This window comes from Alphaproteobacteria bacterium LSUCC0396 (genome assembly GCA_041228345.1).
Lineage (GTDB): Bacteria > Pseudomonadota > Alphaproteobacteria > Puniceispirillales > Puniceispirillaceae > UBA3439.
This window is the reverse complement of the sequence record CP166131.1, coordinates 41,124-66,392: the sequence shown is the minus strand read 5'-3', so window position 1 is coordinate 66,392 and position 25,269 is coordinate 41,124. Positions and strand designations below refer to the sequence as shown.

Genomic DNA, 25,269 nt, shown 5'->3' with positions numbered 1-25,269 from the left:
AAATCATCAATTTGACCATTTTGTCATTTCCGAGATGGAGCCATGGGGGGTTCATGCAGTATAATAAACTTGGCCGCACTGATATATCGGTTAGCGCGCTTTGCCTAGGCTCGATGACATGGGGCAGCCAAAACACCTCCGTTGAAGCCCATGCGCAAATTGATATGGCGCTTGATCATGGCGTTAACTTCATTGATACAGCGGAGATGTATCCGGTCAATCCGCTTGCCAAGGAAACCCAAGGCGATACTGAACGTATTTTAGGTGACTGGATCGGCCAGTCGGGCCGCCGCCAGGATATTATTCTGGCAACAAAAGTATCTGGCAAAGGCTATATGAATGTTCGCGATGGTGCCCCCATTTCGCCTGCAACAATTGATCTGGCGCTTGAGGCCTCACTTCGTGCCTTAAAGACTGATTATATCGACCTTTATCAACTACATTGGCCGAATCGCGGATCCTATATGTTTCGACAAAACTGGAACTTTGATGCAAGCGCTCAACCCAGCGATGAGACATTAGATCACATGAGCGAAGTTCTGCATCATCTCGAAAAATGCCGGAGTGCAGGCAAGATCCGTCATGTCGGCCTGTCGAATGAAAGCGCATGGGGAACAATGCGCTGGCTGGCGATTGCCGCCACCCACGGCCTTCCCCGTATGGTCAGCGTGCAGAATGAATATAGCCTGCTTTGCCGCCATTTTGACCTTGATATGGCAGAGGTTGCACATCACGAAAAGGTCGGATTGCTGGCATTCTCACCACTTGCCGCTGGATTATTGACCGGCAAATATAACGGTGATGTAACGCCTGAGGGGTCGAGGCGAAGCCATGTTGCCAATCTTGGCGGGCGAATTTGCGATGGATTATGGCCGGCACTTGATGCCTATATGGGGATTGCCGCAAAACATCGGCTAAAACCGAGCCAGATGGCGCTAGCATGGGCGATGCAACGGCCCTTCATGACTTCGGCCATTTTTGGTGCCACTGACCTTGACCAGCTCGGCGAGGCCTTAGGCGCTGTAGATTTGACGCTGACGGCTGAAGTCTTGGATGATATCGCCGCCACCTATCGCCGTTTTCCGATGCCGTTCTAGCCATTAGAGACGTAAAAACCCACCAAAAACACCTTGTAGAGCGGTGTGCAAACGACCATTCTATGCCCTCGTCGGTTATCGGCCCCACTGAAACAAACGGAGACAGAAATGTCGAAAAACAGACTGAATATTGCGGTCATTCCCGGTGACGGGATTGGAAAAGAAGTTATTCCCGAGGGGCTGCGCGTGATACAGGCCGCAATGGACCGGTTTGATATCAACCTGCATTTCGACCATTTCGACTTTGCGAGCTATGACTATTATGCCAAGCATGGGCAGATGATGCCGGATGACTGGAAAACCCAAATCGGCAAGCATGATGCCATTTATTTTGGTGCCGTTGGTTGGCCTGATGGCATTCCCGACCATATTTCGCTATGGGGATCGCTGATCCTATTCCGGCGCGAATTCGATCAATATGTCAATTTACGGCCGGTAAAACTGCTGCCGGGCGTGCCGTCACCGCTGGCAAATCGTGGGCCGGGCGATGTTGATATGATGATTGTTCGTGAAAACACCGAAGGCGAATATTCATCAGTTGGCGGGCGCATGTTCCCGGATACCGACCGTGAGTTTGTTACCCAGCAAAGCGTGATGACGCGGATTGGCGTTGATCGGGTGCTGAAATTCGCCTTTGAATTGGCGCAAAGCCGCCCGCGCAAGCATCTGACATCGGCAACAAAATCAAATGGTATCTCGATCACTATGCCCTATTGGGATGAGCGCGTTCAAGCGGTGGCAAAATCCTATCCCGATATCAGCTGGGATAAATACCATATCGACATCCTGACAGCCAATTTCGTTCTTCACCCTGACTGGTTTGACGTTGTTGTGGCGTCAAACCTGTTTGGCGATATCCTGTCCGATCTTGGCCCTGCCTGTACCGGCACGATCGGCGTTGCACCATCGGGCAATATCAACCCTGAACGGCTGTTTCCATCGCTGTTTGAACCTGTACATGGCTCTGCACCAGACATTGCTGGCAAAGGCATTGCAAATCCGGTTGGGCAAATCTGGGCGGGCGCAATGATGCTTGAACATCTAGGTTATGCCGAGGCTGCTAAGTGTATCACTGATGCAATTGATAGTGCACTTTCAACGCCAGACCTGCGCACGGGCGACCTTGGTGGCAAGGCCGACACTGTTACTTGTGGCACCGGCATCGCCAAAATTGTTGCCGGATAACCCAGCTAAAATGTCATTTACCCTGCACCCCACCCTTGCCAAAGACACGTTTCTTGTGGCGCGGGTGGGGTCATTGCAAATACGGCTGGTAAATGATTCGCGGTTTTTCTGGCTGATGATCGTGCCAGAAGTCAGCGCAACCGAGCTGCATGATCTTGATGAAAAAACCGCTCAATCCTTGTGGAAACTGGCGCGAATGCTCGGCAAGGCGCTAAAGCAACATTGTGATGCCAGCAAAATCAATAGTGCGGCTATTGGCAATATGGTACCGCAACTGCATTTTCATATCGTGGCACGCCATACTGACGACGCTGCATGGCCAAATCCGATATGGGGGCATGGCACATCAGAACCGCTTAGCGACGCCACTAAAACGGCGCGGATTTCAACCGTTCAAAGCTGGCTAGGCAAGTGATGAATCCCATCCGAACCAACGTTCAGATCGTCAACTGACCGCACCGCCGATAATGGCAAATCATCATAAAGATGCGGGAATAAATCGCCGCTTCTTGCCGGTTCCCACTTAATCTTTAAAACGCTGGCATCGACCGTGATCAGGCATAGGCCGGTTCGGCCGGCGAAATGCAGACGTAATGTCTCGGCAAGCTGATCTGCAGTAGAAAAATGGATAAATCCGTCTTTTAAATCAATTTCCGCGCCGGTAAACCGGCCAGCTTGCTCCGCCGCCGCCCAAAGGGATCTATCACAAATCTTATAAATATAATTCATTACCCCGAAATCCCTCTCCGCTCTATCGGTTCCGTTCCCCCCTTATAGGCTCGAAACCATCATAAGGCGAACAGCAATCTGCACCGTAATGAGCGGTGCCATCTTGACGCTATGCTGCTAGATCACCATCTTCTTAGCCAATGGTTGAAAACTCTTCAAAACCGCAACCGCTGGAACGGTTGACAATCTGGCCGCACCGCTCGCTATCGCCAAAGGGCTTTGCAATTGTGATTGGGCTATTGGCTGGATTGCTGTTCACCATCGGACTGGGCTTTTTTCTGGCTGGTGCATGGCCAGTTATTGGATTTTTAGGCCTCGAATTATTGATTGTCTGGGGTGCATTCAAACTGAATTACCGCGCCGCAAAGGTACGCGAAACCATTGAAACAACGACCGAAACCCTAAAGGTTGAGCATCGGGACGAACATGGAAACGCGGCCGTTTCAGAATTTCCCGTTGGCTGGCTTCGGGTACAGTTAAGCCCGCCGACAGCACCCGCACCTTCGGCGCGCTACCGCCAGCGCGTAATCCTTTCCAGTCACGGCGTCGAAACCGAAATTGGGGCGTTTCTGCACCCAATTGAAAAGGCCAAGCTGCGGCATGAAATTGACGGCATGGTGGCGCGATCCAGATCAGCCCGTGACCGCGCCGCGCAGGGCTAACTAGCTGATTTTTTGGCGTCTTGCAGTGCCTGCCAGACCCGATGCGGCGTTGCCGGCATTTCAAATGCGGCAACACCGGCGCAAGCCATCGCATCAACTATAGCATTCATTGTGGCCGCTAAAGCCCCAACGGTTCCGGCCTCACCAACCCCCTTCGCACCAAGCGGATTTATCTTGGTCGGCACGGCAATTGTTGAAATCCGAAAATTCGGAAAATCTGCCGCGATTGGCATTTGGTAATCCATAAATGAACCGGTGATCAGCTGGCCGGACTCGTCGAAATGCAGAATTTCACCCAGCGCCTGCCCGACGCCTTGGGCAATTCCGCCATGCATCTGGCCCTCAACAAGATCCGCATTCAGCACGGTGCCGACATCTTCGACAACAACATAATCAGCAAAACTAACCTTGCCGGTTGCCGGATCAATTTCGACCTCACAGATATGACAGCCGTTCGGATAGGTCACATCTGGCGGTAAAAACTCGCCAAGCACGCTCATCCCGCCCGCTTCGTTACTGTGGCTGGCAATATCGGCCCAGCTCATGGGCGGCCGCGCAGGTTCTGCAGGGTTGCTGAACAGGCCAGCATCAAAGGTGATTTGATCAGCATCACACCCCAATACACCCGCCGCAATGCCCTTACCTGCCGCAACAAACTCGTTTAGCGCGACATGAACCGCCGCACCGCCAATAACTGTCGCCGCCGAGCCGCCACTGCCCCGTCCAGAGGGCAATAGATCTGTATCGCCCTGCTGGTAGATGATATCGTCAATATCAACACCAAGGCGCTGCGACGCCATCCGCGCAAGTGCCGTTTCATGCCCCTGCCCAACCGACATCAACCCGGGCGTTACGACAATCTGCCCATCGGGGCGGGCGGTAATACGGGCAATGTCTTTTCGTACCTGCTTTAAGGGGCCGCCTGCCACCTCGATCGGGTTTGAAATGCCGATACCGCGCAGCATCCCGCGCGCTTCAGACGCCTTGCGCCGTGCGGCAAACCCAGCGTAATCGGCATTTTTCGAAGCAGCGGCAACAATTTTTGGGAAATCACCACAATCATAAAGAAACGTCAGCGCTGTCTGGTACGGCATCGCCTCAGGCGTAACCAGATTTTGCTGGCGCAGTGCTAACGCATCACGGCCAGTCTCACGCGCCGCCTGATCAATTAGCCGTTCAATTACATAAGTGGCTTCGGGACGGCCAAACCCGCGATAGGGCGATGTCTGCATTGTGTTGGTGAAAAAGAACGACATCTGGGTAGCGATGGCTGGGGTTTTATATTGTCCAGCGACCCCGCCCATATTATTCAGCAAACCCTTGGTACGGCGCGATAGATAGGCGCCAGCATCAATACGTGCATCCACCCAAAGCGCGGTAAAATTACCCTCAGCATCAAGACCAAGCGATGCAGTGCCACTAACCGCACGCGCATGTTCATCACTTAAAAAGGCCTCGCCGCGATCGGCTGTCCAGAATACCGGCCGACCAAGGCGGCGCGCCGCCCAGACCACCAGCGCATCCTCGCGATATAGCGCACCCTTCATGCCAAATGATCCACCCACATCAGGTGACGTCACCCGCACCTCGTCAGGGCTGATGCCAAATAATTGCGCCAACTCGCCATGCAATTGATAGGGGCTTTGCGCACTTGTGGTCAAAGAAGATTTCCCGTTTTCGTCGATGAAACCGATCGAGGCGCGCATTTCCATCGTGCAAGCGGTGATTTTCGAGATATCAAACGCGAAATGGCTTACATGGGCCGATTTCGCCAGAATCGCATCAACCTCATCACGATTTCCCTGACGGTGCAACGATGCGATATTATCGTTAGTGCCAGGCCAGACCAGAGGCCCACCCAGCATATGCTTAACCGACAGCGCGACCGCATCAGCGGCATCAATCTGCACCTCGATTAATTCGGCAGCATCAGCCGCCGCTTGCCGTGTGTTAGCGATTACCATCGCCACTGGCTCACCGAGGTGGCGTATTTCTTTTCCACTCAGCAACGGACGCGGACTATCGACGGTAACACCGCCATCTTCACGGACCGGCCCACCCGTCCAGACCATATTGGCAACGCCGTCAGCCGCCGCGTCCAAGGCGGTTAATACCGACACAACGCCGGGCGCTGTTTTGGCAGCGCTGCAATCAAGGCTGGTAATCACGCCCGCCGCAACATTGCTGCGCAAAAACACGGCATGAAGCGCATTGTCAGGAACAATGTCTGCAGTAAATCGGCCATGGCCAGAAACAAAACGGATATCTTCAACGCGCCCCTTAAAGGCAGGCCCAGTCTGATCATTCATTGCAAAAACTCATAACATTGTGAAGAAAACGGGGGTGAAAACAGACAGGTGGCGGACGCAGCAAGCACCGCCGGTATATAGTGACAGTGAAATGATAAATTTGGCAACTACCAAAACAAATTTTAATGCAGGATAAGCCCGTTCCCGACTTTTGGCGTCATTTGGCAAACCGTTTTTCACATTAACCGCTTGTCTCTGCCAATAGACTGGTGGCACTATTGCGCCCTAAAGTTTCAATGGTGCTAGCCTTCAAAAAAGCTAGGGAAAATGCCTTTTCTGCCTATCTGGCCGCCAGCATATCAACCGAATTGATCCGGAGAAGTAAGAGAATGTCACAATCGGAGAATGTACCGGGTAAACCAGAATTCAAACAACTCTGGCCGACGCAGTTTATGTCACTGAGCCTGCCTGGACACGACACCGCTAATCCGGTTCTATCCAACCATTTGCTAGAGCAGAACGTTGCCCGCGATGATATGACGGTTGATTATATTTCGGGAAATCTTTTTGCGACCGATCATCCGGCGTTGATCTGGCTTCGGCAATGTTGCGATCGGGCGGTTCTGGATTATGCGCGTCATGCGGGTATTGATTATGACCTTGAGTGGGTTTTGCAAGGCTGGGCCAATGTGAATATGCGCGGCGATTACCACAATTTACATAATCATCCGCATTCATGGCTGTCCGGAACCTATTATGTATCGGTGCCTGACCAAAGCAATGCCGATACATTTCGGTCTGATTTGAACCCCAGCGCGATCAGTTTCTTTGACCCGCGGCCACAGGCAAATATGAACTCGATCCGAAATGATGGCCAGGTTGACGCCGAACATCGGCTGCTTCCAAACAATGGCGATCTATTTCTATGGCCAGCATTTCTGCATCATCTGGTGCACCCTAATATGTCAGATATGCCGCGGATTTCAGTATCGTTTAATGTCGTGCTGAAATGGAAGAACGACTACATCCCGCGATAATGGCGTCGGGTTAAGAGCGTCCGGTTAATGGCGTCCGGTTTAGGGCGTCCGGTTAAGGGCGCGCCGGCCTTACCAGCCCCAATATTATTTCGGCAGATCCCAGCGATCCAGCGCCCTCGTGTCAGAGTCGCGTGCATCAACCCATTTTGCACCGTCTGGCCCGTCTTCCAGCTTCCAAAAGGGTGCCCTCGTCTTGAGAAAGTCCATGATGAAATTTGCGGCATCAAATGCAGCCCCACGATGCGCCGATGAACATCCGACAAAGACAATATTTTCAGTTGGCAAAAGCCGCCCAACGCGGTGAATTACCGTAACTTCGTTTAGCGGCCACCGTGCCTTGGCCTGTTCGATAATCGTTTCGATTTCGGCTTCGGTCATGCCGGGATAATGCTCAAGCGTCATCGCGTTCAACCCGCCCCCATTGGGCAGGTCACGAACCGTTCCGGTAAAGGTAACAATCGCCCCAGAGTCGCGCGATTTCAGCTTTTCATGCTCAAGCGCAATATCAAAATCATCTTCGGTAATGCGTACGCTCATTTTATTCCTCATCCAACATAAGGCCTAAAGGCCGCGCTCGTGAAACGGCAGGAAATTGAGCATCAGCCCCTTATCGACACCAGCATTGTCTAGGGGAATCTCAACCAGCCCGTCTGCACCTGTCAGCGATGAAATCACCCCTGCCCCTTTGCGGCCATGCAATTGAAGATACTGCCCATCAGCATTATCAACCAGAACAACCCGCAGAAATTCGGCGCGGCCGGGCTTTTTCTTGTGGGTAAAACCCGCAGGCACACGAATTTTCAAAATCGGTGATACGGCACCATCCAGCAGCTTGTTCAAAACCGGCTTGATAAGAAGGCGCGTGCAAACAAAGGCGGCAACCGGATTACCCGGCAGGCAGAAAATAAGCTGCTTTTCACGTCGCCCAACTGCCATTGGCCGCCCCGGTTTCATCGCAAGCCGCCAAAACGCGCAATTTGCGCCAATATGCTGCATGGCTTGCTGGGTATGATCCTCAATCCCATCCGATGCCCCGCCTGACGAAATCACCACATCAGCCTGTTCTAGCGCATTTTCATACGCCGCGCTAAGCGCCGCTAGCTTGTCCGGAACAATACCGCAATCAATTAAGGTCATTTGGCTGCTTGCGAGAATGGCCTTTAACATTGGACGATTTGCATCAAAAATCTGTCCATGGCTGGCTGAACTGCCAGCTGGCACCACCTCATCACCAGTGGACATAACCGCAACCCGAAGGCGGCGCCGAACTGTGATTTGCGCTGTTCCCGATGCGGCTAGCTGACCCACCAGAGCAGCGCTGATCATTTGCCCTTTGGCGATCACGATCTCGCCCTTTGCAAGATTTTCACCAGGCGGGCGCATATTGCTGCCTTTTGTTAATTTTGCCGCGATCACAACATTGTCACCGCTACGGGTGCAATCTTCGTGCATCGCAACGCAATCAGGGCCTTGTGGCATCACGCCGCCAGTGTAGATTTCAATAGCCTCATCAGCGCCAATGACACCATCAAATGGATGACCAGCGCGGGCGACGCCAACAATCTTAAATGCACGATCAGGCGCGTCAATCAGGCTGGCAGAATCGACGCCATAGCCGTCAACCGCCGCATTATGCGTTCGCGGTAAATCAATTGTGCTGGTGATCGTTTCAGCGGCGATTCTGCCGCAAGCCTGATCAAGATCGACGGTTTCTATACCCTCTATCGCATCAATACTGGCAAGCAATTCGTCACGGGCCAAATCGATAGGAATGGGGGCCGTCTGCTGGTTGGGCATCAGCCTAGCTCGCCTGCTTCAGCTTTGTTTGCATCAATATAAACGACGCGATACCGGCAACATCCTCAAGATCAAAAAAGGTCAACGGGCAGTCACTAATTTGTTCATCACTCGCCAACGCAATCACCAAATCATCGTTCGGATAAAGGATTGGCTTGCCAACCGATGGCCGGTGTATCTCGATCTTTTGAATAGGATAGCTTTTAAAGCCCTCAACAAGCACCAGATCGGCCGGCATTAATTGGTCGAGTAACGTGGAAAGTTCAGGTTCGCCGCGATCACCATGTTCAATAAAATGCGCCGAGCGATAGGCCGATGATACCAGAACCTGCCGCGACCCCGCCTCACGGTGACGATAGCTATCTTTGCCAGCATGATCGGCATCAAAATGATGATGTGCGTGTTTTATTGTTGCAACATCAACCCCGCTGGCGCTGATATGGGCAATGATCTTTTCAACAAGCGTGGTTTTGCCTGAACCAGACCAACCCGCGAACCCGAAAATGGCTCCATGCCGACCCGGGCGAATAAGGTGCGCCTCGGTCATCATTTAGCCCCCGGTTACATTCATATGGCGCGCGACAGCGGCTGAAGGCGAACGCCGGCTAATCACAAAATCATGCCCTTTTGGTTTACGACCAATAGCCTCGATGATGGCATCACGGAGCCCGTCTTCACCATGGTCGCGAAGCGCCTTTGCCAGATCAGCATTATCATCCTGACCAAGACACATATAAAGCTGTCCGGTGCAGGTAACTCGTACCCGATTACAGGATTCGCAGAAATTATGCGTCAACGGCGTAATAAAGCCCAACCTGCGGCCGGTTTCCTCGACCGTTACATAACGCGCCGGCCCGGGCGTTTGAAAATTGCTGTCAGTCAGTGTAAAGCGTTTGGACAGTTCGGCCCGCACCTGCGAAAGCGGCAGATATTGATCAACGCGGTTTTCATTACCGATATCACCCATCGGCATAACCTCGATGATCGTCATGTCAAATCCCTGATCACCAGCCCATGCAACCATGTTGCCAAGGTCAAATTCATTAACGCCTTTCAAGGCCACGGCATTCAGCTTGATATCTAGACCAGCGCGTTTTGCCGCCTCAAGACCGGCAAGCACATTATCCAGATCACCCCAACGGGTGATTTCACGGAACCGATCCGGATCAAGAGTATCAATTGAGATATTCAGCCGCTTTACACCGGCATCGACCAGCTCATCCGCCATTTTATGCAATTGACTGCCATTGGTGGTGATTGTTAATTCATCCAGATTGCCGGCTTTCACTTCACTGCCAAGATTACGGATAAGATGCATGATGTTACGGCGCACCAAGGGCTCACCGCCCGTTAGCCGGATTTTGCGGGTACCGAGTGCCATAAAATTACGGCAAACCTGCTCAAGCTCCTCAAGCGACAGCAATTCCGCCTTTGGCAGGAATGTCATATGTTCGGCCATACAATAGACGCACCGGAAATCGCATCGATCGGTAACCGACACGCGGATATAATCAACCGTTCGCCCGAAAGGGTCGATAAGGGTTTTTGGTGGCACTACATTATCCATAATTCGCATATAACCTTTGCTGCCTTGGCGATCGTCAAACCGTCCGGACAAAATCACATCAGTACAAGCGCATCACTATAGAGAGTCTTGTGCCCGGGCGCTAGTCATGTCGGGTGAAGAATTATTCCGTTAGAACTGCACCCCTGCGCTTAAATGTTCGGCCAGACTCTGGCGCAAAAGCGGCACTGAAATGGCAAAATTCACACCGGCGTCAATATCGGCTTCCTTTGTAAAAATTCCATCAATGAGTCCGATCAGACGGCCGTCCGGATCCACCAGCGCCCCGCCAGACATTCCGGGGTTCACCGCCGCATCTGTCTGGATAAAATCCTCGACTTCATTAAATCCTATATTGGAACGACCGACCGCAGATACAATACCGCAGCTCATGCCTGTCCCCAGTCCAAAGCTGTTTCCAAGGGCGCAGACATGGCTTCCAATAAGCGGCCTATCATCGGTAACGACAATACCGGTTCCGATCAGATCTGTTTTTAAAACGGCAATATCACGCCGCCAATCTATGGCATGCAGAGATGCGGCAGATGAATTTCCAGAAAAATCAACAATTTCAATAGATTTTGCCTGCGCCACAACATGAGCAGCAGTGAGAATAAACGCTGTATCCTGTGCCTCATTCATACTGAAATAGACACCGGTTCCAGCCGGTGCAGTCCCCTGCGGCGCACCGAATCCCGGACGGTCGTAACCCGGCCAAACCGGATTAACAGCCACCAGCGATTTTTTTGCCTTTGTCCATGTTTTAGCACCATGCTCTGCATTGGCAGCATGGCCAAACACGCCTAAACTAATCGCTGCAAGGCCAAAAAATAGATATCTTAATAGTTTAATATTTATCAGGTGATGTATCATCGAAAGCCTAACCAAACAATCAAAGCTGCTGGTAACACAGATTCTGAAAACACAGATTCTGCTAACAGAGCGTTTAAACAGGCATAAACCAAACACGCAATATCAGATTAAGACACCGTTCCAATTTCGCATGTTACGACGTTGTCTCGGCTTGATTGCAAGCTTGCTATTTTTTGTCGCACCTGCGGATGTCATTGCCGTCGACAATACCGATGACGATAGTCTGGCACAATTCTGCGTTGATTTGCAGCCAAAAGCCAATCAGACCGCGAATCCAGACGAGATGATCAAAATTGCCCAGATATTCGCGGCGCAAAATGGCTGGAAACTGGCGCGGCATACCCACAATCAACGCGGCATGGCGGCAAGGTTTCATTATATTTTTCAAATTGATAAGATTACCCAGTTCAGGCTGTCGGCTTTTTTTGTGGCTGACCGATTGCGCGGGATGCGAAACGAGATCTATCACGGCCTTGATCCGGTGACATTGTCGGTGTTCAAACCGGATTGCAATTTGCGTGAACGCCGCAAGATCACCTATTTGGATGATGGCAGGATGGAACGGGTGACAGTGCAACATAGCGATAAATCTGATGAGCAGATATGGATTAACCCGCCGCCCCTCGCAAAGATAAATAACAAGCGTCAGGGCACAAATCCAGCCTTAATTGTGGGGCATATCGATTCTGGAATCGATTATCGCCGTCCTGATTTCCAGCCCCATCTGATTTATGACCGTGACGGCAATTTGGTTGCCCGTGACCTGTGGGACGGCGATAGCCTGCCGTTCGATGCCAACCTTGCACGCAGCCCATTTTACCCGCAAAGCCATGGAAGCTATGTCGTTGATATATTAAGCCGCGTTGGCCCGGATTTTCGGCTTTTGCCAGTGCGATATCCCCGCCGCAATATGCGTTTGATGGAAGACGCGGTCGAATGGCTAGCCACTCACAAAGCGCGCATTGTGATGATGCCACTCGGCAGCCGCGATGCCGATGAATGGGAGGCCTTTTTTGCCGCCGCCGCGCGTCATCCAGAAATGCTGTTTATCATCTCAGCTGGCAATAACGGTGTCGATTTGAGCAAACAACCGACCTATCCGGCAGTGAACCAGCTTTCGAATACCTTAACCGTTACCTCAACCCTTAAGGATGGATCATTGGCGGACGGGGTGAATTTCGGCCAAGATGTCAGCATTGGACTGCCAGCAGAGAACCTACCCGCAATCGGCGTTGGGAATCAAGAAACCATGATGTCTGGAAGCAGCTTTGCTGTACCGAAACTAGCCGGATATGCGATCTGTATTGTCGCTAGCACAAAAACCGCAAAGATGGACGGCGCCGAATTAGCGCGAGCCGTCAAAGATAGCATCCGCCCGCAGCACCATAATTACGCCTATGGGTTGTTTTTGTCAGACAGCCAAATTGATGCGGAATGCGCACCATATCGGCGCGCATCGCAATAACAAACGGCAATTAGTAGCGGCCACCTGTCAAGCGGACAGCGTCGCTTGAATAGACAGATGCTGTATCCATACCTGTGCTGGTAAGAACGTAATAGGCGACAACAGCGATGACGATTGCAGCAGCGCTGCTGATCATAAGCATTTTCATGTTAACTTCTCCATTTCATGGCAATTGTCACTGAGACACCCTGCCAAACTGATTATCTAATTTTGTGTCGCAGATTGCAAGAACGACACAAGATCCTCTCGATCTTGCGCATTTTTCATCCGCTGGATTGGCATTTTGGTCCCGGGCGTAACCTTGTCCGGCCCCTCTTCGAATAGACGGTTAATCGTCGCGGCACTCCAGATAATGTCAGAGTTCTGCAATGCCGGTGAATATGGATATCCCTCAAGCCCCCCTGCACGCCGACCAAAAACACCAAATAATGTTGGTCCGGCACGCCGCCGGCCATCTGCTGTCAACGTATGACAAACACTGCATTTACGGGCGAACTGCAATTCGCCATTGCTGACGGCTTGCTTTGGATGAAACCGGCGCGCTGGGCCCGGTCTGTCAAGAAATTCAGGTGGAAATTCAAAAATCGGCCAGCGTGTAATGAAATCATCAAGCCCCGCCACCATTAAAGATTGCTGATCAGGCAAGACTAGCAAGCTCCAGATCGGGCCGTTTGCCGCGTTGAAATCACGCACAACCGACCAGTCTTTTGTGTCGGCAAGAAAAACCCGCCCCTTGGCATTACCAAAGCCAATGAAGCCAGATCCCGCCCGATAGAACAGCGAGAGCACGGGCACACGCTCATCACCAACCCGCAAAAGCTCGCTCTGGTCAGATATGCGCGTCACACTCATCACCCCGTCAGACGACCCAAACGCAACAATATCGCGCTTCTCATCAACGGCAAAAACCGAGACACTCCAGCCATTGCGAACAATGCTGCGCAGATATTCGTCATTTTCCAGCCGCCAATAGCGGATTTGTCCGTCATAGCCTGCGCTATAGAGAAAGGCGCTATCATCGGAAAACTGCACCGCATTAACCGGACCCTCATGGCCGGTAATAAACCTGACATTACCCTCAGCATTATCAAGACCAGCATCTAGCGGCCAAATGCCAATGGATCCGTCCCAACTGGCCGATGCCAGCATGGAATTATCGTCGGAAAAAGCTAGATCAACAATCTTACCCTTATGGCCACGCAGAATGATCGGCTCTATCGCCGGATTCTCAAACTTGTCAGCCGGCCAGACCAGCACCAACCCATCATCACCGGCGGTCGCAAGCAGCCGACCATCAGGCGAGAATTGCGCCGTATTCAGCGCCGCTTCATGCCCTATAAGAGTGGTTTTTTCAGCAATATCACCGGCCGACCACAAAACTGCCGAATAATCAAAACTGGCAGTAACGAGGTAGTTTCCATCGGGTGATAGCGCCAGATCACGAACCGGCCCACCATGCGCGGTAAACCGGTCAAAGGCCGACGCTGATAGTGGCATCAGGATAGCAAGGAATAGACATAGAAACAGCCGGCTCACAAAGGGGCCGGCTGTTTGAGACGTGGTATTGCAAGATGACATTGATCAACCAAGCATGAGTGACAAACTGTTATTCAGCCGGCTTTGGGTTGGCCTTTTGATCTTCTTCTTCAACCCAAAGATTATGGTGCTCTTTCGCCCAGTTACGGTCAACCATACCTGAATTCATCGCGTCAAGAGCGCCTTCCATGCCAACCGAACCAATATAGATATGCGCAATGATCATGGTCACAAGCGCAAGTGACACAACACCGTGCCACAGCTGGTTCATCTGCTGTTCCTGCAATGGTGTAAAGTCGGTTGGCAGACTAAAGCCAAGACCGTTCAACATCGCGAATGTTTCAGCGAACATATGTGTCTGGAACGGGAACATCAAAGCGATGCCTGACATGCTGACCGACAAGCCACCGATCATCACCGCCCAGAAAATGATCTTCTGACCTGCGTTGAATTTCCGCGCTGGTGGATGAACACCCTTGGCAAAAATACCGCCACCCATCGCCAGCCATTTAAGGTCAAGCTTGTTTGGAATATTGTGACGCACCCAAAGAACGAACGACAGCGCCAAGCCAACCATAAAGGCAAAAGCCAGATAATTATGCGCATATTTGCCAAATGCAGTGATGGTCGCAAAAGTGTCCTTTCCCAAAACTGGCAACAGCACATAACGGCCGTAAAGCATATTAAGGCCAGTGATACCTAGCACGACAAATGAACCGGCCATCAACCAATGCGCAAAGCGGTCAATCGTGCCAAAGCGCAGAATTTTATCTTCAGACGGGCCTGCATCGATACGGATGCGACCACGAACCATATAAAACACCACTAACAGGCCAATGATGCCGGCAAGTCCATACGCGCCATAAATTGACAACGGGCCATTGCGAAACGCGCGCCAATTGTCGCCTTCAGATTGAATCATCACAGCCGACAATTCATCCTTCATCTGCGTCGATCCAGCATTACCTGTGCGCACAAACCGCCATAAATCTGTGTCTGATTTGATGCCAAGCGCAGTACCCGGTACCTCACCATTTACTTGCGCAACGGCAGGTGTAACAGATGCGGCAGTGCCGATAAACATCGTCAACATAACCGCTAAAATACCTAAATATCTTTTAAACATAGTCCCCGGTCTCCCTATCCTTAAATCGCGCCTTAGTCGGAGCGCTGAGCGTTTGATCGATAGATCAATGTGCGTAACTGATCTTCGGTCAACTGCTGATCCGCTTTGCCGAGATAGGTTCCCTTTTTATAACTGAGAACCCGGTTTTGCTCTTCCTCTGCACAAGCTGACAACCCGGTCGCGACCGCTGTCAAAGCAAAGAGAATAAAAAATTTACGTGTGATTGCAATCATTTGCCCCTCACAAACCCCAGACGCGGTTTACATGGTAACCTGCGCATCTTGGGTAGAAATTACAATAAAAGGGGTGGGCCCCTCGCAACAGGAGGAGCCCACCGATTTCAGTTTGGCAGATTAGCCCTTGATGGAATATGCAGTGCCCCATCCCCAAGCGCCTGACCCAAATCCACGGGCAACGATCCGCTCACGGAAGATGTTAGAGACTTGGTCTCCATCCCCTGCCAGCAACGCTTTAGTTGAACACATTTCTGCACAAATTGGCAGTTTGCCTTCAGCCAGACGGTTACGACCGTATTTCTGGAATTCGAGGCTGCTCATGTCGTCCTCTGGGCCACCTGCGCAGAATGTACATTTGTCCATTTTGCCACGTGAACCATAGTTACCAGCCTGCGGATATTGCGGTGCTCCAAATGGGCAAGCATAGAAGCAATAACCACAGCCAATGCAGAGGTCCTTTGAATGCAATACCACACCCTGTTCGGTCTGGTAGAAGCAATCCACAGGACAGACAGCCATACAAGGCGCGTCTGAACAATGCATACATGCAACTGAGATTGAGCGTTCGCCGGGCTTGCCGTCTTGGATGGTAACCACCCGACGACGGTTCACACCCCACGGAACCTCATGCTCGTTCTTACATGCAGTAACACAGGCGTTACATTCGATACAGCGTTCTGCATCACAAAGAAATTTCATTCTTGCCATGTGTACCTCCCTTATACGCGTTCAATTGTGCAGAGCGAACATTTCGTCTCCTGCATCAATGTCACTGAGTCATAGCCATAAGTCATGGCCGTGTTGGCTGCTTCACCAAGTACATAAGGATCGGATCCCTCTGGATACTTGGACCGTTGGTCTACCCCCTCAAGATGCCCACCAAAATGGAATGGCAAGAAGGCAACACCTTTGGCGACACGTTCCGTGACCATGGCCATGACCTTGATCTGCGCGCCTTCAGGTGTCTTCACCCAAACCATATCGCCGTTACGGATATTCTTTCCATTGGCATCAAATGGGTTCATCTCAACAAACATGTCCTGCTGTAATTCAGCAAGCCATGGGTTTGAACGGGTTTCATCACCACCGCCCTCATATTCGACCAAACGACCTGAGGTCAGAATCATCGGATATTCAACCGAATAATCCTTATCCTGGATCGACTTATATAAAGTCGGCAGACGATAGAGCTTACGGTCTGAGTAGGTTGGATAATCGGCCACAAGATCACGACGCGATGTGTACAATGGCTCACGATGGAGCGGAATTGGATCTGGGAATGTCCAGACCTTTACACGTGCCTTCGCGTTACCAAATGGTGCACAACCATGCTTGATCGCAACCCTTTGGATACCACCTGACAAATCAACCTTCCAGTTGGTCTTGTCACCAGCAACCTTTTCAATTGCCGAACGTTCGTCAGCAGTCAGGTCACCATCCCAGCCAAGCTTCTTCAGCATACCCATCGTAAATTCTGGGTAACCGTCCTTGATTTCAGACCCAACGGGGTAAGAACCTTCAGCCAACAGATTGTTGCCCTCATGCTCTACCCCAAATCGGGCACGGAAACAAAGACCCCCTTCAGCCACTGGTTTTGAAGTGTCGTATAGTAGAGGTGTGCCTGGATGCCCCATCTCTGCTGTACCCCAACAAGGCCAAGGCAAGCCATAATATTCACCATCAAGCTCACCACCAACAGCCTGCAATGATGTTCTATCGAACACGTGCTGATTAGCCATGTGAGCTTTCAGACGTTCTGGCGACTGGCCAGTGTATCCGATGGTCCACATGCCACTGTTAAACTCACGGGTGACATCTTCGATTAGTGGCTCATCATTGGTGACTTTTATTTTGCGGAACATACGATCAGCGAAGCCAAGTTTTTTGGCAAACTTATAAATGATTGTATGATCAGGGAGCGAGTCAAATGAAGGCTCGATAACCTTTTCACGCCATTGGATTGACCGGTTTGAAGCTGTAACGGAGCCATAGGTCTCAAACTGCGTAGTCGCCGGAAGCAAATAAACACCGTCTGTACGATCAGAAAGCACAGCAGAGACAGTAGGGTAAGGATCAATCACGACCATCAAGTCGAGCTTTTCCATCGCCGTCTTCATTTCCTTCATACGGGTCTGCGAGTTTGGAGCATGGCCCCAGAAAACCATCGCACGAAGATTATCTGGCTGGTCCATGTTCTCTTTGTTTTCAAGAACACCATCAATCCAACGTGATACGGGAATACCACTTGAATTCATTAGGCTCTTGGACTTGCCGTCTTTGCCTTTGATTGATGCAAACCGCCCTTTTAGCCATTCATAGTCCTCGCCCCAAACACGTGCCCAATGCTTCCATGATCCAGCTGCAAGCCCATAATAGCCAGGCAGTGAATGAGAAAGAACGCACATATCTGTGGCACCCTGAACATTATCATGGCCCCGGAAAATGTTTGCACCACCGCCGGCAGTACCCATATTTCCAAGTGCAAGCTGGAACGCACAATAAGCCCGGGTATTGTTGTTGCCGTTTGTATGCTGTGTGCCTCCCATACACCATACAAAGGTGCCTGGACGATTGTTTGCCATAATCTGGGCAACACGCTTGAGCTGCGATCCTGGAACACCAGTTACACGCTCGGTTTCAGCCGGGTTCCATTTTTTGACTTCAGCAAGGACATCTTCCATGCCGTAAACACGCTGGCGGATAAATTCTTTATCCTCCCACTTGTTTTCAAAAATGTGCCACATAATACCCCAGATAAGGGCAACGTCTGATCCCGGACGGAAGCGAACATACTCATCTGCATGAGCTGCTGTACGGGTGAAACGTGGGTCACAAACAATCACTGGTGCATTGTTTTGCTCTTTTGCTTTAAGAACATGCATCAATGAAACGGGGTGAGCTTCAGCAGGGTTACCGCCAATAATGAAAATTGCTTTTGAATTGTGCATATCATTATAGGAGTTTGTCATCGCACCATAGCCCCAGGTGTTCGCAACACCGGCCACTGTGGTTGAGTGACAAATACGAGCTTGGTGGTCACCGTTATTGGATCCCCAATACGCGTATAGCTTACGGAACAGATATGCCTGCTCGTTGTTATGCTTAGCCGAACCAAGCCAATAAACTGAGTCAGGGCCAGACTTTTCACGGATATCGAGCATCTGATCGCCAATTTCATTGATGGCGTCATCCCAACTCATCCGAACCCATTTTCCACCAACTAGTTTCATTGGGTATTTTAAACGGCGTTCACCGCTTGCAGTTTCCCGAACTGAAGAACCTTTGGCACAATGCGCTCCAAGATTGATTGGACTGTCCCAACCAGGCTCTTGCCCCGTCCATACACCGTTTTGCACTTCTGCAATAACGGTACAACCGACAGAACAATGGGTGCAGACTGACTTTTTAATTTCTGCTGCTGCTCCTGAAAATGCAGCTTTTGCTGGCGTCACATTTGACCCCACAAGTGCAGCGGCCGTAGCCAAACCTCCAATAGCAAGACCTGAACCACGCAAAAACGCGCGACGGTCAACAACCGTTTCGGTTGCTTTACTAATGAAAGACGATGACTGGGGGCCTCTCGCAACCCCGGACGTCTTCTTTCTAAGCATGTTATCCTCCTAATAGAATCAAGAAAATTGATTAAAACCGTGCTGAGGCATAAAACGCCTTCACATGTTCAGTTTCACGGTAGCCAGAGCCCGTAGGCGCCTCAACTTCACTTGCTGACGCTGTTTTTCCTGCAACCGCTACCACACCGGCAGCTGCAACAGAAACCGCAGAACGCTTGAGGAAGTCACGACGATCCGCCACCGCATCTTTTCTGTTTTTATTTTCCATTTTTCCCTCCAAAAATGTGCCGCACACCATATGCGACGCTAGGAAACAGGGGCCTCTCGCTACCCTGTTCCATCCATGCTGAAAGCTTCGCTTTCAATTTCTAAAAAGGCTCGACCAATGCTGCCCACAGGCGCAAAAAACACCACCGTTTTTGCCGCCTCAATATCGCGCATCAGCAAGTCTGCCCAAGGTTCGATATGTTTACGAAAGAATGTCGCCTGCTCACCAATTGAATAGCAGCGGCCAAAGCGCCCTCTAATCAATCCTGACATGATGTCAAACAGGCTCGCAATGTGATCTTCAGGCTCTTTTACACCCTCGGCGCGGCGGATACCAATCGCGTCCATGTCGGCGCGTAAGTTCGCCAGCGGCTTATCGTTCAGGAAACCGGTCAGGTAATAGGATGCAAATGGCAGTATTTCACCGCGGCCAACACCAATGAACATTGTCACATATTCATTCCGAATCAGGCCATTATCGAGGGTTTTGGCGAGGTGAGACAAGGTTAGACACGCGCTGCCGATCGGCGAGCTGTCGCCCTGCAGGCGCCCAACCTCTTCAATCAGCGCATCACTAGGCTCCTTGCGCAGCAAAGACGCAAGAAAATCATACATATCAGCACGGAGGATATCCTCCTGAGGAATTTCAACTTCTGCTGTATTCGAACCCGACATAGCACCCCAATCTCATATATTACCAAAAAGCTAACATAACACTTCACGATCCGCAAACCATCAGTGCCAATTTTAGTGCCATTTTGGAAAGTTTTTTTCGCTACATTAGAAACAATCACTGAGATGGTCTTACCCACCGTCGCGAATACTGCCGCCACTGCTGAACTCAAGACACTATTTTTTATGGAAATTCATTCGCGCTGGACGCCATGCAGGAGCCTGATTTTCCTCAGTATTATTGCTTTTCTCTGTCTGATCATAAGGTGCTGTGAGCGCTGCACTCGCGGCGGTTTCAGATGCAGGCTCGAATGCGTTGGAAACCGGCGTTGACGGCATAACCGCAACAAGATCCGGTGCCATCTCGGCCATGTCGGGCAAAACCAAATGCGCACCGGTTGGATTATCTGGCAAACCATGTGGGATTTTGGCCGATACAGAATCATCACCTTCGGGGTTTCCATCGGCCGCGATGTCTGGCTGTTTCTGCGCGTCTTCTGCACCGTTTTCAGCGCTTTTACCCGCGTCATCGCTGGCGTCAGTCACCGCGTTATCCGGCTTGGCTTCTTCTGCCTGATCGTCTTGCCTGTCTTCAGACCCATCTTCAGACCCATCTCCAGGCCCATCTTCAACCTGATCTTCAGCTTCCGCTATTTCCTCAGGCTCGACTGCTTTGCTCGCATAGCCTCTACCAGCGGTATATGCAGTCTGCATGCCCTCGATAACGACGGCGGCATCGGTATAATCCTCGCCATATTCGACCATGTCATCAACAATGCCAAACATCGGGTTCAACCGCCACAGGCGGCGCAACGCCATCTGCCGCAGACGTTCAGGCATATCACCGCTCATGAAGCGATCAAGGCCGGTTTCCTCGGTTACATCCTCAGGGTCGGGCAATTCATATTTTTCAAGAAGCTCCGCATTGGTTAGCGCGGCGTCTTCATCATCCTCAACCTCATCATTGACCTTGAGGGCAGTTCCATCTTCTGCAAGCGGAAGCGGCGCTTCTTCGGGCACAGGCTCACCTTTGGCAATCTGGCTTTTCCGCGCCGACCAACGAGATAAAAAGCCGCCACCGGTGCCATTACCATCCGGCTTGTCGTGATCATCCTGTTTAATGCGCCGCGACATTCGCTTGACCTCTTGGGGCTGAACTGGTTGTTAAATTGCGATGGTGAGATGCAAAAGCGCCTCAACATACTCCGCTAGCAAAAGGCCGAGCTAGATAGAAACCCAACCCGACTGCAGGAAACCCTATCACAGGTCTAATGGTATTCATCATGATTTTTGTGATCTGATGGAACCTGAAACATATCACCCTTACGGCGCAACCTCGGATCAGCCCCACCAAGCTGGTCACGTTCCAACTTTGCCTTGTCGCGCTTGCGCTTTTTAAAAGGCTCGGGTTTGAAATGAATATCGACAAACTCTTTGACAAAATTGGCAATAGGCCCCTGGAGTGGCAGTTTTTCAATCTGATCTTCGCCGCAATCCTCATAATCCTGAATATTATATGGTGAGAGACTGATTTCGGCCAAATGAATGTCGATATCCGCATCGTTGTTTTCGTCATCCGCTTCATTTTGCCGCAACACCACATAGATCGCCGGCTCTGATGATGCCAGGTTTTCCGCGTAAGCCTCAGCCTCGGCACGATGCAAGTCCAGCGACGCCTCAGCCGTGAACAGTGCCTCGCCCGCCTCACTACCGGATGGCTGGCGCAATCGCTGAAAATGAATGTCATTACTCGGCGGTAATCCGTCACCAGCACTAAGATTTAGCGGAACAAGATCGTGGATTACCCAGCGATGCGACTGCCAGGGATTGTCGATTGACTGACGCTCGATGATTAACCGAACCGCGTACAAAACGTGCCGACTTTCCGGCGATATAGAATTGGTCACGTCGTAAAGCTCCTAAAAATAGGTCAGCACTATCTATCAAAACCGCCCCACGTTGCAAGGTTTATCGCGAAACCATCTTGTCTTTACGGCGATCTAGGCTAGTTTAGCGAGGTCATTGGCGAACGGGTGCCATTGCCACAACATATCGAGCAAAGGCGTGTAAAATGATTTTATCCAACCAAAAAATTATGGTTTGCAACTGCGGTGGCACAATGGCGATTGATGGGCCAAAACTTGCCAAGGCGTGCGGTGCGGCCAGCGGATGTGAAGTTGCGACATCATTATGCCGGGCGGAAACCGAAACACTTGCCGCAGCGATGCGTGACGCCAAGGATCAGAACCTATCATTATTGATCGCCTGCACCCAGGAAACCGCAGTTTTTGATGCGATTGCTGAGGAAATGGAATGCCCTACACCGGCAACGGTGAATATCCGTGAGCGTGCTGGCTGGTCTGACGAATCAAAAGACAGCATTGCGAAAATTGCTGCCTTAATTACGCAGACCGGCGATGTGCACCGCCCATCCCGCAGCATTGCCCTAAACTCCGACGGGCGCTGCCTGATCTATGCTGATGCTGGACGGACTAATGGCGGCGCAGAGGCAGCGATAGCGCTTGGCACCAAGCTCAACGGCCAATTGGGCGTGACCATTATGCTGGCAAACCCCACCGATGACCTGTTTCCAACGCGTGATTGTGGCATCATAACAACTGGCAAGATCAAGAGTACCAAAGGCCATTTCACCCATTTCGATCTGGTCATTGACCAATTTGGTTCAGCCCTTCCGTCGAGCCGCGATGCGTTGAAATTTGAGCCGCGATCCGATGGCGTTGAGACAAGCTGCGACATCTTAATTGATTTGACCGGCGACACACCACTTTTCACCGGTTGGGAAAAGCGTGACGGCTATTTCCGTGCTGCTGGTGATGATATTGGCGCGCTTGCCGCAATTGAAATCGAAGCCGCACAGCTGATTGGCGAATTCGAAAAGCCGATCTATGTGCGTTATGACGAAAACCTATGCGCCCATTCACGCAACAAAATCAGCGGCTGCTCACGCTGTCTTGATGTTTGTCCGGCCGGTGCGATCCAAAGCCTTGGCGATCATGTCGCCATCGATCCGGCGATCTGCGGTGGCTGCGGCCTATGCGGGGCGGTTTGTCCATCCGGCGCGGCGCAAACTGCATATCCGCCTGCAGATCAACTGATTTCAGGCATCGCCAATCTGATCAGCTATTACCAAGATGCTGGCGGCAAAGCGCCCAGCCTGTTGTTGCACGACGACTCTTACGGCGCTGAAATGATTGAAACAATCGCCCGATTTGGTCGCGGCTTACCGGCCAATCTATTGCCGGTGTCGATGCATGCGATGGGGCGCGTCGGTCATGATGTCATGGTTGCCGCAATTGCGCTTGGTTATCAGCAGGTATTTGTGTTGCTGAACCCAGCGAAAGCTGTTGAAAACGCACCATTGGCCGATCAGGTGACATTGGCAAAGGCAATGCTCGCCGGAGTTAAGGCAGATGCCGATAACCGGATTATTCTGATTGATGCAGCCGACCCGGACGCAGTTGCTGAAGCATTGTATAATAGCCCGTGTAAAAGCAAGGCAAAGCCGGCACCGTTCAGCCCAATCGGGGCGCCGCGCTCGATGACACGCTTAGCCATGCGCGGACTTGCCGCTGCAAACACCAGTGCTGGCACAACGATCGAGCTTCCGGCCGGATCACCCTATGGACGGGTTGATATTGACACGGATAATTGCACAATTTGCCTGTCTTGCGTTAGCGCCTGCCCTGCCGGTGCCTTGCAAGATAATCCGGATGCACCGCAATTGCTATTCCGCGAGGATGCTTGCCTGCAATGCGGTATTTGCGCGTCAACCTGCCCAGAAAAAGTGATCACACTCGTTCCGCAATTCAACCTTGCCGATAGTGCAATGGCAGCTGAATTAGTGATTGAAGATACGCCGTTCGAATGCAAATCTTGCGGCAAGCCGTTTGGCAGCTCAAAATCAATCGAACGCGTGATAAGCAAACTTGCTGATCACAGCATGTTCCAGCAGACGGCACGAACCGATATGTTGAAGATGTGCGAAGATTGCCGGGTTGAAGCAATGTTTGAGCAGAATGACAAGGTTATGGATCTTGCTGACCGGCCAAAGCCGCGCACAACAGATGATTATCTGAACTAGCCCGACTATCCAAAGTGAATCCAGAAAAATAAAGCGGCAGATTCCCATGTGGTTTCTGTCCCTTTTTTTGCCTAAATTACATTAAATTCAACTTTAAGATGGGTCTATAACTGGCAGATTTACTAACAAATTTTGTGGCTTCATACGAACGATTCCAGCAGCATCCATCGCAAGACCGAGATAGACCGGCTTACCACTCATTTCAGGCACAAAACCATTGTCGGTTTCAAGCGTGAACAGACAAAGAATCCGCCGCAAACGCGCCTCGTCCACCGCCTCACCGCGGTAAAGATCATTGAGGATTTTTGTGGCTTCAGCATCGAGACCAATATGCCATGACCATGCTTCATCTTCGATTTTGATCATTGGTGAAATGCGGACAGATAGTGGCAAGAAATGCGCAACCCATTTTTCCATAACGCGCGCCAAACCATCCAATGCAGGCTGCGTATAGGCAATATCTACCGACGTGTTAAATAGGTCCGAGCGTGCCCAATATTCACTTGCAGTTTCGGTTGCCAGAATATCAATCTGCACCTCATCAGACGTGGTTGCGGGCTCGATGATTTTCTGCATCCCGGATTGCAGCTGCACCGTTGCATGATCGGCGACCATGATCCGGCCATCATCAAGTGTGACAACCTGATTTCGGAACAGTATTTCTGCTGCGCGTAGCTGCAACGGGTCGGTCTCGCCATCAAGGATATTGCGCAGGATTATTTGTGCCACCTGCTCAAAAAATAGCGGTGGAATGTTAGGCTGGGCATTGCGCGCCATCGCCATATAAGCCGATTCCAACGTTGGGTAATCCGCCAGAAAATTACGGAACCGTAACACTGCCTGATAATTATGAACGACATCTTTATCAGCAATTTCAAACAGATCTGTTGGAACGACCACGGCAAATGGATCATCAATCAAGCGCTTATGAAGAGCAATTTCAGCATCACATGACCCCTCTTCAGGGGCTACCTCTTCGCGCATAAAATAGGCCCGCATGAAATCGACAGATGGCACCATATGCCCGTGATCGTCACGTGCTGTGAGATGCCATCCAGACGTTAGCCAAAAATCATTACTCATTATGTTCCCAAACTCCA

At 51.2% G+C, this 25,269-nt stretch carries 25 protein-coding genes; 7 read left to right on the top strand and 18 right to left on the bottom strand.

Annotated features, from left to right (window positions below; all coding sequences use genetic code 11):
* Positions 1-53: 53 nt before the first annotated feature.
* From AB8881_00315 to AB8881_00305, 3 genes are all read left to right on the top strand, one after another.
* Positions 54-1,097 (top strand): aldo/keto reductase, encoded by a 1,044-nt coding sequence (locus AB8881_00315; protein XDZ63372.1) that lies wholly within the window; start codon positions 54-56, stop codon positions 1,095-1,097.
* A gap of 108 nt (positions 1,098-1,205) precedes the next feature.
* On the top strand, positions 1,206-2,282 hold the full coding sequence (locus tag AB8881_00310) for a tartrate dehydrogenase (protein ID XDZ63371.1): 1,077 nt from the start codon (positions 1,206-1,208) through the stop codon (positions 2,280-2,282).
* Complete coding sequence (locus AB8881_00305; GenBank protein XDZ63370.1) at positions 2,224-2,697, top strand: HIT family protein; 474 nt, start codon at positions 2,224-2,226, stop codon at positions 2,695-2,697. Before AB8881_00310 ends, AB8881_00305 begins: the two co-directional genes overlap by 59 nt.
* On the opposite strand, the gene AB8881_00300 is transcribed toward AB8881_00305, so the two are convergent.
* Entirely contained in the window at positions 2,676-3,011 is a 336-nt protein-coding gene (locus tag AB8881_00300) for a DUF952 domain-containing protein (GenBank protein XDZ63369.1), read from the bottom strand. The two genes, AB8881_00305 and AB8881_00300, sit on opposite strands and share 22 nt — an antisense overlap.
* Before the next feature lie 140 nt (positions 3,012-3,151).
* On the opposite strand from AB8881_00300, the gene AB8881_00295 reads away from it, so the two are divergent.
* Positions 3,152-3,673 (top strand): DUF2244 domain-containing protein, encoded by a 522-nt coding sequence (locus tag AB8881_00295; protein XDZ63368.1) that lies wholly within the window; start codon positions 3,152-3,154, stop codon positions 3,671-3,673.
* On the opposite strand, the gene AB8881_00290 is transcribed toward AB8881_00295, so the two are convergent.
* Entirely contained in the window at positions 3,670-5,982 is a 2,313-nt protein-coding gene (locus tag AB8881_00290) for a xanthine dehydrogenase family protein molybdopterin-binding subunit (GenBank protein XDZ63367.1), read from the bottom strand. The two genes, AB8881_00295 and AB8881_00290, sit on opposite strands and share 4 nt — an antisense overlap.
* 329 nt (positions 5,983-6,311) lie before the next feature.
* Here AB8881_00290 and AB8881_00285 point away from each other — a divergent pair, with 329 nt between their 5' ends.
* Entirely contained in the window at positions 6,312-6,959 is a 648-nt protein-coding gene (locus AB8881_00285; GenBank protein XDZ63366.1) for a TIGR02466 family protein, read from the top strand.
* An 84-nt stretch (positions 6,960-7,043) separates the two neighbouring features.
* On the opposite strand, the gene moaE is transcribed toward AB8881_00285, so the two are convergent.
* The 5 genes from moaE to AB8881_00260 all read right to left on the bottom strand — a co-directional run bounded on the left by moaE (position 7,044) and on the right by AB8881_00260 (position 11,193).
* Positions 7,044-7,496 (bottom strand): molybdopterin synthase catalytic subunit MoaE, encoded by a 453-nt coding sequence (gene moaE, locus AB8881_00280; protein ID XDZ63365.1) that lies wholly within the window; start codon positions 7,494-7,496, stop codon positions 7,044-7,046.
* Between the two features lie 24 nt (positions 7,497-7,520).
* Positions 7,521-8,756: a gephyrin-like molybdotransferase Glp gene (gene glp / locus AB8881_00275; protein ID XDZ63364.1), complete on the bottom strand. Its 1,236-nt coding sequence runs from the start codon at positions 8,754-8,756 to the stop codon at positions 7,521-7,523.
* A 4-nt stretch (positions 8,757-8,760) separates the two neighbouring features.
* On the bottom strand, positions 8,761-9,306 hold the full coding sequence (gene mobB, locus AB8881_00270; GenBank protein XDZ63363.1) for a molybdopterin-guanine dinucleotide biosynthesis protein B: 546 nt from the start codon (positions 9,304-9,306) through the stop codon (positions 8,761-8,763).
* Positions 9,307-10,323 (bottom strand): GTP 3',8-cyclase MoaA, encoded by a 1,017-nt coding sequence (gene moaA, locus AB8881_00265; GenBank protein ID XDZ63362.1) that lies wholly within the window; start codon positions 10,321-10,323, stop codon positions 9,307-9,309.
* A gap of 129 nt (positions 10,324-10,452) precedes the next feature.
* Positions 10,453-11,193, bottom strand: coding sequence for a S1C family serine protease (locus AB8881_00260; GenBank protein ID XDZ63361.1), 741 nt, complete (start codon positions 11,191-11,193; stop codon positions 10,453-10,455).
* A gap of 130 nt (positions 11,194-11,323) precedes the next feature.
* On the opposite strand from AB8881_00260, the gene AB8881_00255 reads away from it, so the two are divergent.
* Complete coding sequence (locus AB8881_00255; GenBank protein ID XDZ63360.1) at positions 11,324-12,658, top strand: S8 family serine peptidase; 1,335 nt, start codon at positions 11,324-11,326, stop codon at positions 12,656-12,658.
* 10 nt (positions 12,659-12,668) lie between these two features.
* On the opposite strand, the gene AB8881_00250 is transcribed toward AB8881_00255, so the two are convergent.
* The 10 genes from AB8881_00250 to AB8881_00205 all read right to left on the bottom strand — a co-directional run bounded on the left by AB8881_00250 (position 12,669) and on the right by AB8881_00205 (position 21,974).
* Positions 12,669-12,806, bottom strand: coding sequence for a hypothetical protein (locus AB8881_00250; protein XDZ63359.1), 138 nt, complete (start codon positions 12,804-12,806; stop codon positions 12,669-12,671).
* 56 nt (positions 12,807-12,862) lie between these two features.
* A complete protein-coding gene (locus AB8881_00245; protein ID XDZ63358.1) occupies positions 12,863-14,155 on the bottom strand; it encodes a c-type cytochrome in 1,293 nt (430 codons plus the stop codon).
* 109 nt (positions 14,156-14,264) lie between these two features.
* A complete protein-coding gene (locus AB8881_00240) occupies positions 14,265-15,320 on the bottom strand; it encodes a formate dehydrogenase subunit gamma (protein XDZ63357.1) in 1,056 nt (351 codons plus the stop codon).
* A 32-nt stretch (positions 15,321-15,352) separates the two neighbouring features.
* A complete protein-coding gene (locus AB8881_00235; GenBank protein XDZ63356.1) occupies positions 15,353-15,553 on the bottom strand; it encodes a hypothetical protein in 201 nt (66 codons plus the stop codon).
* Between the two features lie 120 nt (positions 15,554-15,673).
* Positions 15,674-16,264 carry a formate dehydrogenase FDH3 subunit beta gene (gene fdh3B, locus AB8881_00230; protein ID XDZ63355.1) on the bottom strand — a complete coding sequence of 197 codons (591 nt, stop codon included), beginning with the start codon at positions 16,262-16,264 and terminating at the stop codon, positions 15,674-15,676.
* A gap of 11 nt (positions 16,265-16,275) precedes the next feature.
* Positions 16,276-19,167: a formate dehydrogenase subunit alpha gene (locus AB8881_00225; GenBank protein XDZ63354.1), complete on the bottom strand. Its 2,892-nt coding sequence runs from the start codon at positions 19,165-19,167 to the stop codon at positions 16,276-16,278.
* 31 nt (positions 19,168-19,198) lie between these two features.
* Positions 19,199-19,396 (bottom strand): twin-arginine translocation signal domain-containing protein, encoded by a 198-nt coding sequence (locus AB8881_00220; GenBank protein XDZ63353.1) that lies wholly within the window; start codon positions 19,394-19,396, stop codon positions 19,199-19,201.
* Positions 19,397-19,455: 59 nt separating this feature from the next.
* Positions 19,456-20,070 carry a molecular chaperone gene (locus AB8881_00215; GenBank protein ID XDZ63352.1) on the bottom strand — a complete coding sequence of 205 codons (615 nt, stop codon included), beginning with the start codon at positions 20,068-20,070 and terminating at the stop codon, positions 19,456-19,458.
* Positions 20,071-20,244: 174 nt separating this feature from the next.
* Entirely contained in the window at positions 20,245-21,201 is a 957-nt protein-coding gene (locus AB8881_00210) for a DUF3306 domain-containing protein (protein XDZ63351.1), read from the bottom strand.
* Positions 21,202-21,335: 134 nt separating this feature from the next.
* The gene (locus AB8881_00205) at positions 21,336-21,974 is read right to left on the bottom strand and encodes a DUF3305 domain-containing protein (protein ID XDZ63350.1); all 639 of its coding nucleotides are present in this window, start codon (positions 21,972-21,974) and stop codon (positions 21,336-21,338) included.
* Between the two features lie 164 nt (positions 21,975-22,138).
* On the opposite strand from AB8881_00205, the gene AB8881_00200 reads away from it, so the two are divergent.
* Positions 22,139-24,169 carry a 4Fe-4S dicluster domain-containing protein gene (locus tag AB8881_00200; protein ID XDZ63349.1) on the top strand — a complete coding sequence of 677 codons (2,031 nt, stop codon included), beginning with the start codon at positions 22,139-22,141 and terminating at the stop codon, positions 24,167-24,169.
* Between the two features lie 93 nt (positions 24,170-24,262).
* Here the strand turns inward: AB8881_00200 and AB8881_00195 are convergent, their stop codons facing one another.
* A complete protein-coding gene (locus AB8881_00195) occupies positions 24,263-25,252 on the bottom strand; it encodes a DUF6352 family protein (GenBank protein ID XDZ63348.1) in 990 nt (329 codons plus the stop codon).
* Positions 25,253-25,269: the final 17 nt, after the last annotated feature.

Bases quoted from the DNA above. Each gene is read 5' to 3' on its own strand.
- AB8881_00250 (XDZ63359.1), bottom strand. From the start codon at position 12,806: ATGAAAATGCTTATGATCAGCAGCGCTGCTGCAATCGTCATCGCTGTT.
- AB8881_00235 (XDZ63356.1), bottom strand. From the start codon at position 15,553: ATGATTGCAATCACACGTAAATTTTTTATTCTCTTTGCTTTGACAGCG.
- AB8881_00195 (XDZ63348.1), bottom strand. From the start codon at position 25,252: ATGAGTAATGATTTTTGGCTAACGTCTGGATGGCATCTCACAGCACGT.
- AB8881_00315 (XDZ63372.1), top strand. From the start codon at position 54: ATGCAGTATAATAAACTTGGCCGCACTGATATATCGGTTAGCGCGCTT.
- AB8881_00220 (XDZ63353.1), bottom strand. From the start codon at position 19,396: ATGGAAAATAAAAACAGAAAAGATGCGGTGGCGGATCGTCGTGACTTC.
- AB8881_00225 (XDZ63354.1), bottom strand. From the start codon at position 19,167: ATGCTTAGAAAGAAGACGTCCGGGGTTGCGAGAGGCCCCCAGTCATCG.
- AB8881_00245 (XDZ63358.1), bottom strand. From the start codon at position 14,155: ATGCCACTATCAGCGTCGGCCTTTGACCGGTTTACCGCGCATGGTGGG.
- AB8881_00215 (XDZ63352.1), bottom strand. From the start codon at position 20,070: ATGTCGGGTTCGAATACAGCAGAAGTTGAAATTCCTCAGGAGGATATC.
- AB8881_00240 (XDZ63357.1), bottom strand. From the start codon at position 15,320: ATGTTTAAAAGATATTTAGGTATTTTAGCGGTTATGTTGACGATGTTT.
- AB8881_00295 (XDZ63368.1), top strand. From the start codon at position 3,152: ATGGTTGAAAACTCTTCAAAACCGCAACCGCTGGAACGGTTGACAATC.
- AB8881_00210 (XDZ63351.1), bottom strand. From the start codon at position 21,201: ATGTCGCGGCGCATTAAACAGGATGATCACGACAAGCCGGATGGTAAT.
- glp (XDZ63364.1), bottom strand. From the start codon at position 8,756: ATGCCCAACCAGCAGACGGCCCCCATTCCTATCGATTTGGCCCGTGAC.
- moaE (XDZ63365.1), bottom strand. From the start codon at position 7,496: ATGAGCGTACGCATTACCGAAGATGATTTTGATATTGCGCTTGAGCAT.
- fdh3B (XDZ63355.1), bottom strand. From the start codon at position 16,264: ATGGCAAGAATGAAATTTCTTTGTGATGCAGAACGCTGTATCGAATGT.
- AB8881_00300 (XDZ63369.1), bottom strand. From the start codon at position 3,011: ATGAATTATATTTATAAGATTTGTGATAGATCCCTTTGGGCGGCGGCG.
- AB8881_00290 (XDZ63367.1), bottom strand. From the start codon at position 5,982: ATGAATGATCAGACTGGGCCTGCCTTTAAGGGGCGCGTTGAAGATATC.
- mobB (XDZ63363.1), bottom strand. From the start codon at position 9,306: ATGATGACCGAGGCGCACCTTATTCGCCCGGGTCGGCATGGAGCCATT.
- AB8881_00285 (XDZ63366.1), top strand. From the start codon at position 6,312: ATGTCACAATCGGAGAATGTACCGGGTAAACCAGAATTCAAACAACTC.
- moaA (XDZ63362.1), bottom strand. From the start codon at position 10,323: ATGGATAATGTAGTGCCACCAAAAACCCTTATCGACCCTTTCGGGCGA.
- AB8881_00255 (XDZ63360.1), top strand. From the start codon at position 11,324: ATGTTACGACGTTGTCTCGGCTTGATTGCAAGCTTGCTATTTTTTGTC.
- AB8881_00260 (XDZ63361.1), bottom strand. From the start codon at position 11,193: ATGATACATCACCTGATAAATATTAAACTATTAAGATATCTATTTTTT.
- AB8881_00200 (XDZ63349.1), top strand. From the start codon at position 22,139: ATGATTTTATCCAACCAAAAAATTATGGTTTGCAACTGCGGTGGCACA.
- AB8881_00310 (XDZ63371.1), top strand. From the start codon at position 1,206: ATGTCGAAAAACAGACTGAATATTGCGGTCATTCCCGGTGACGGGATT.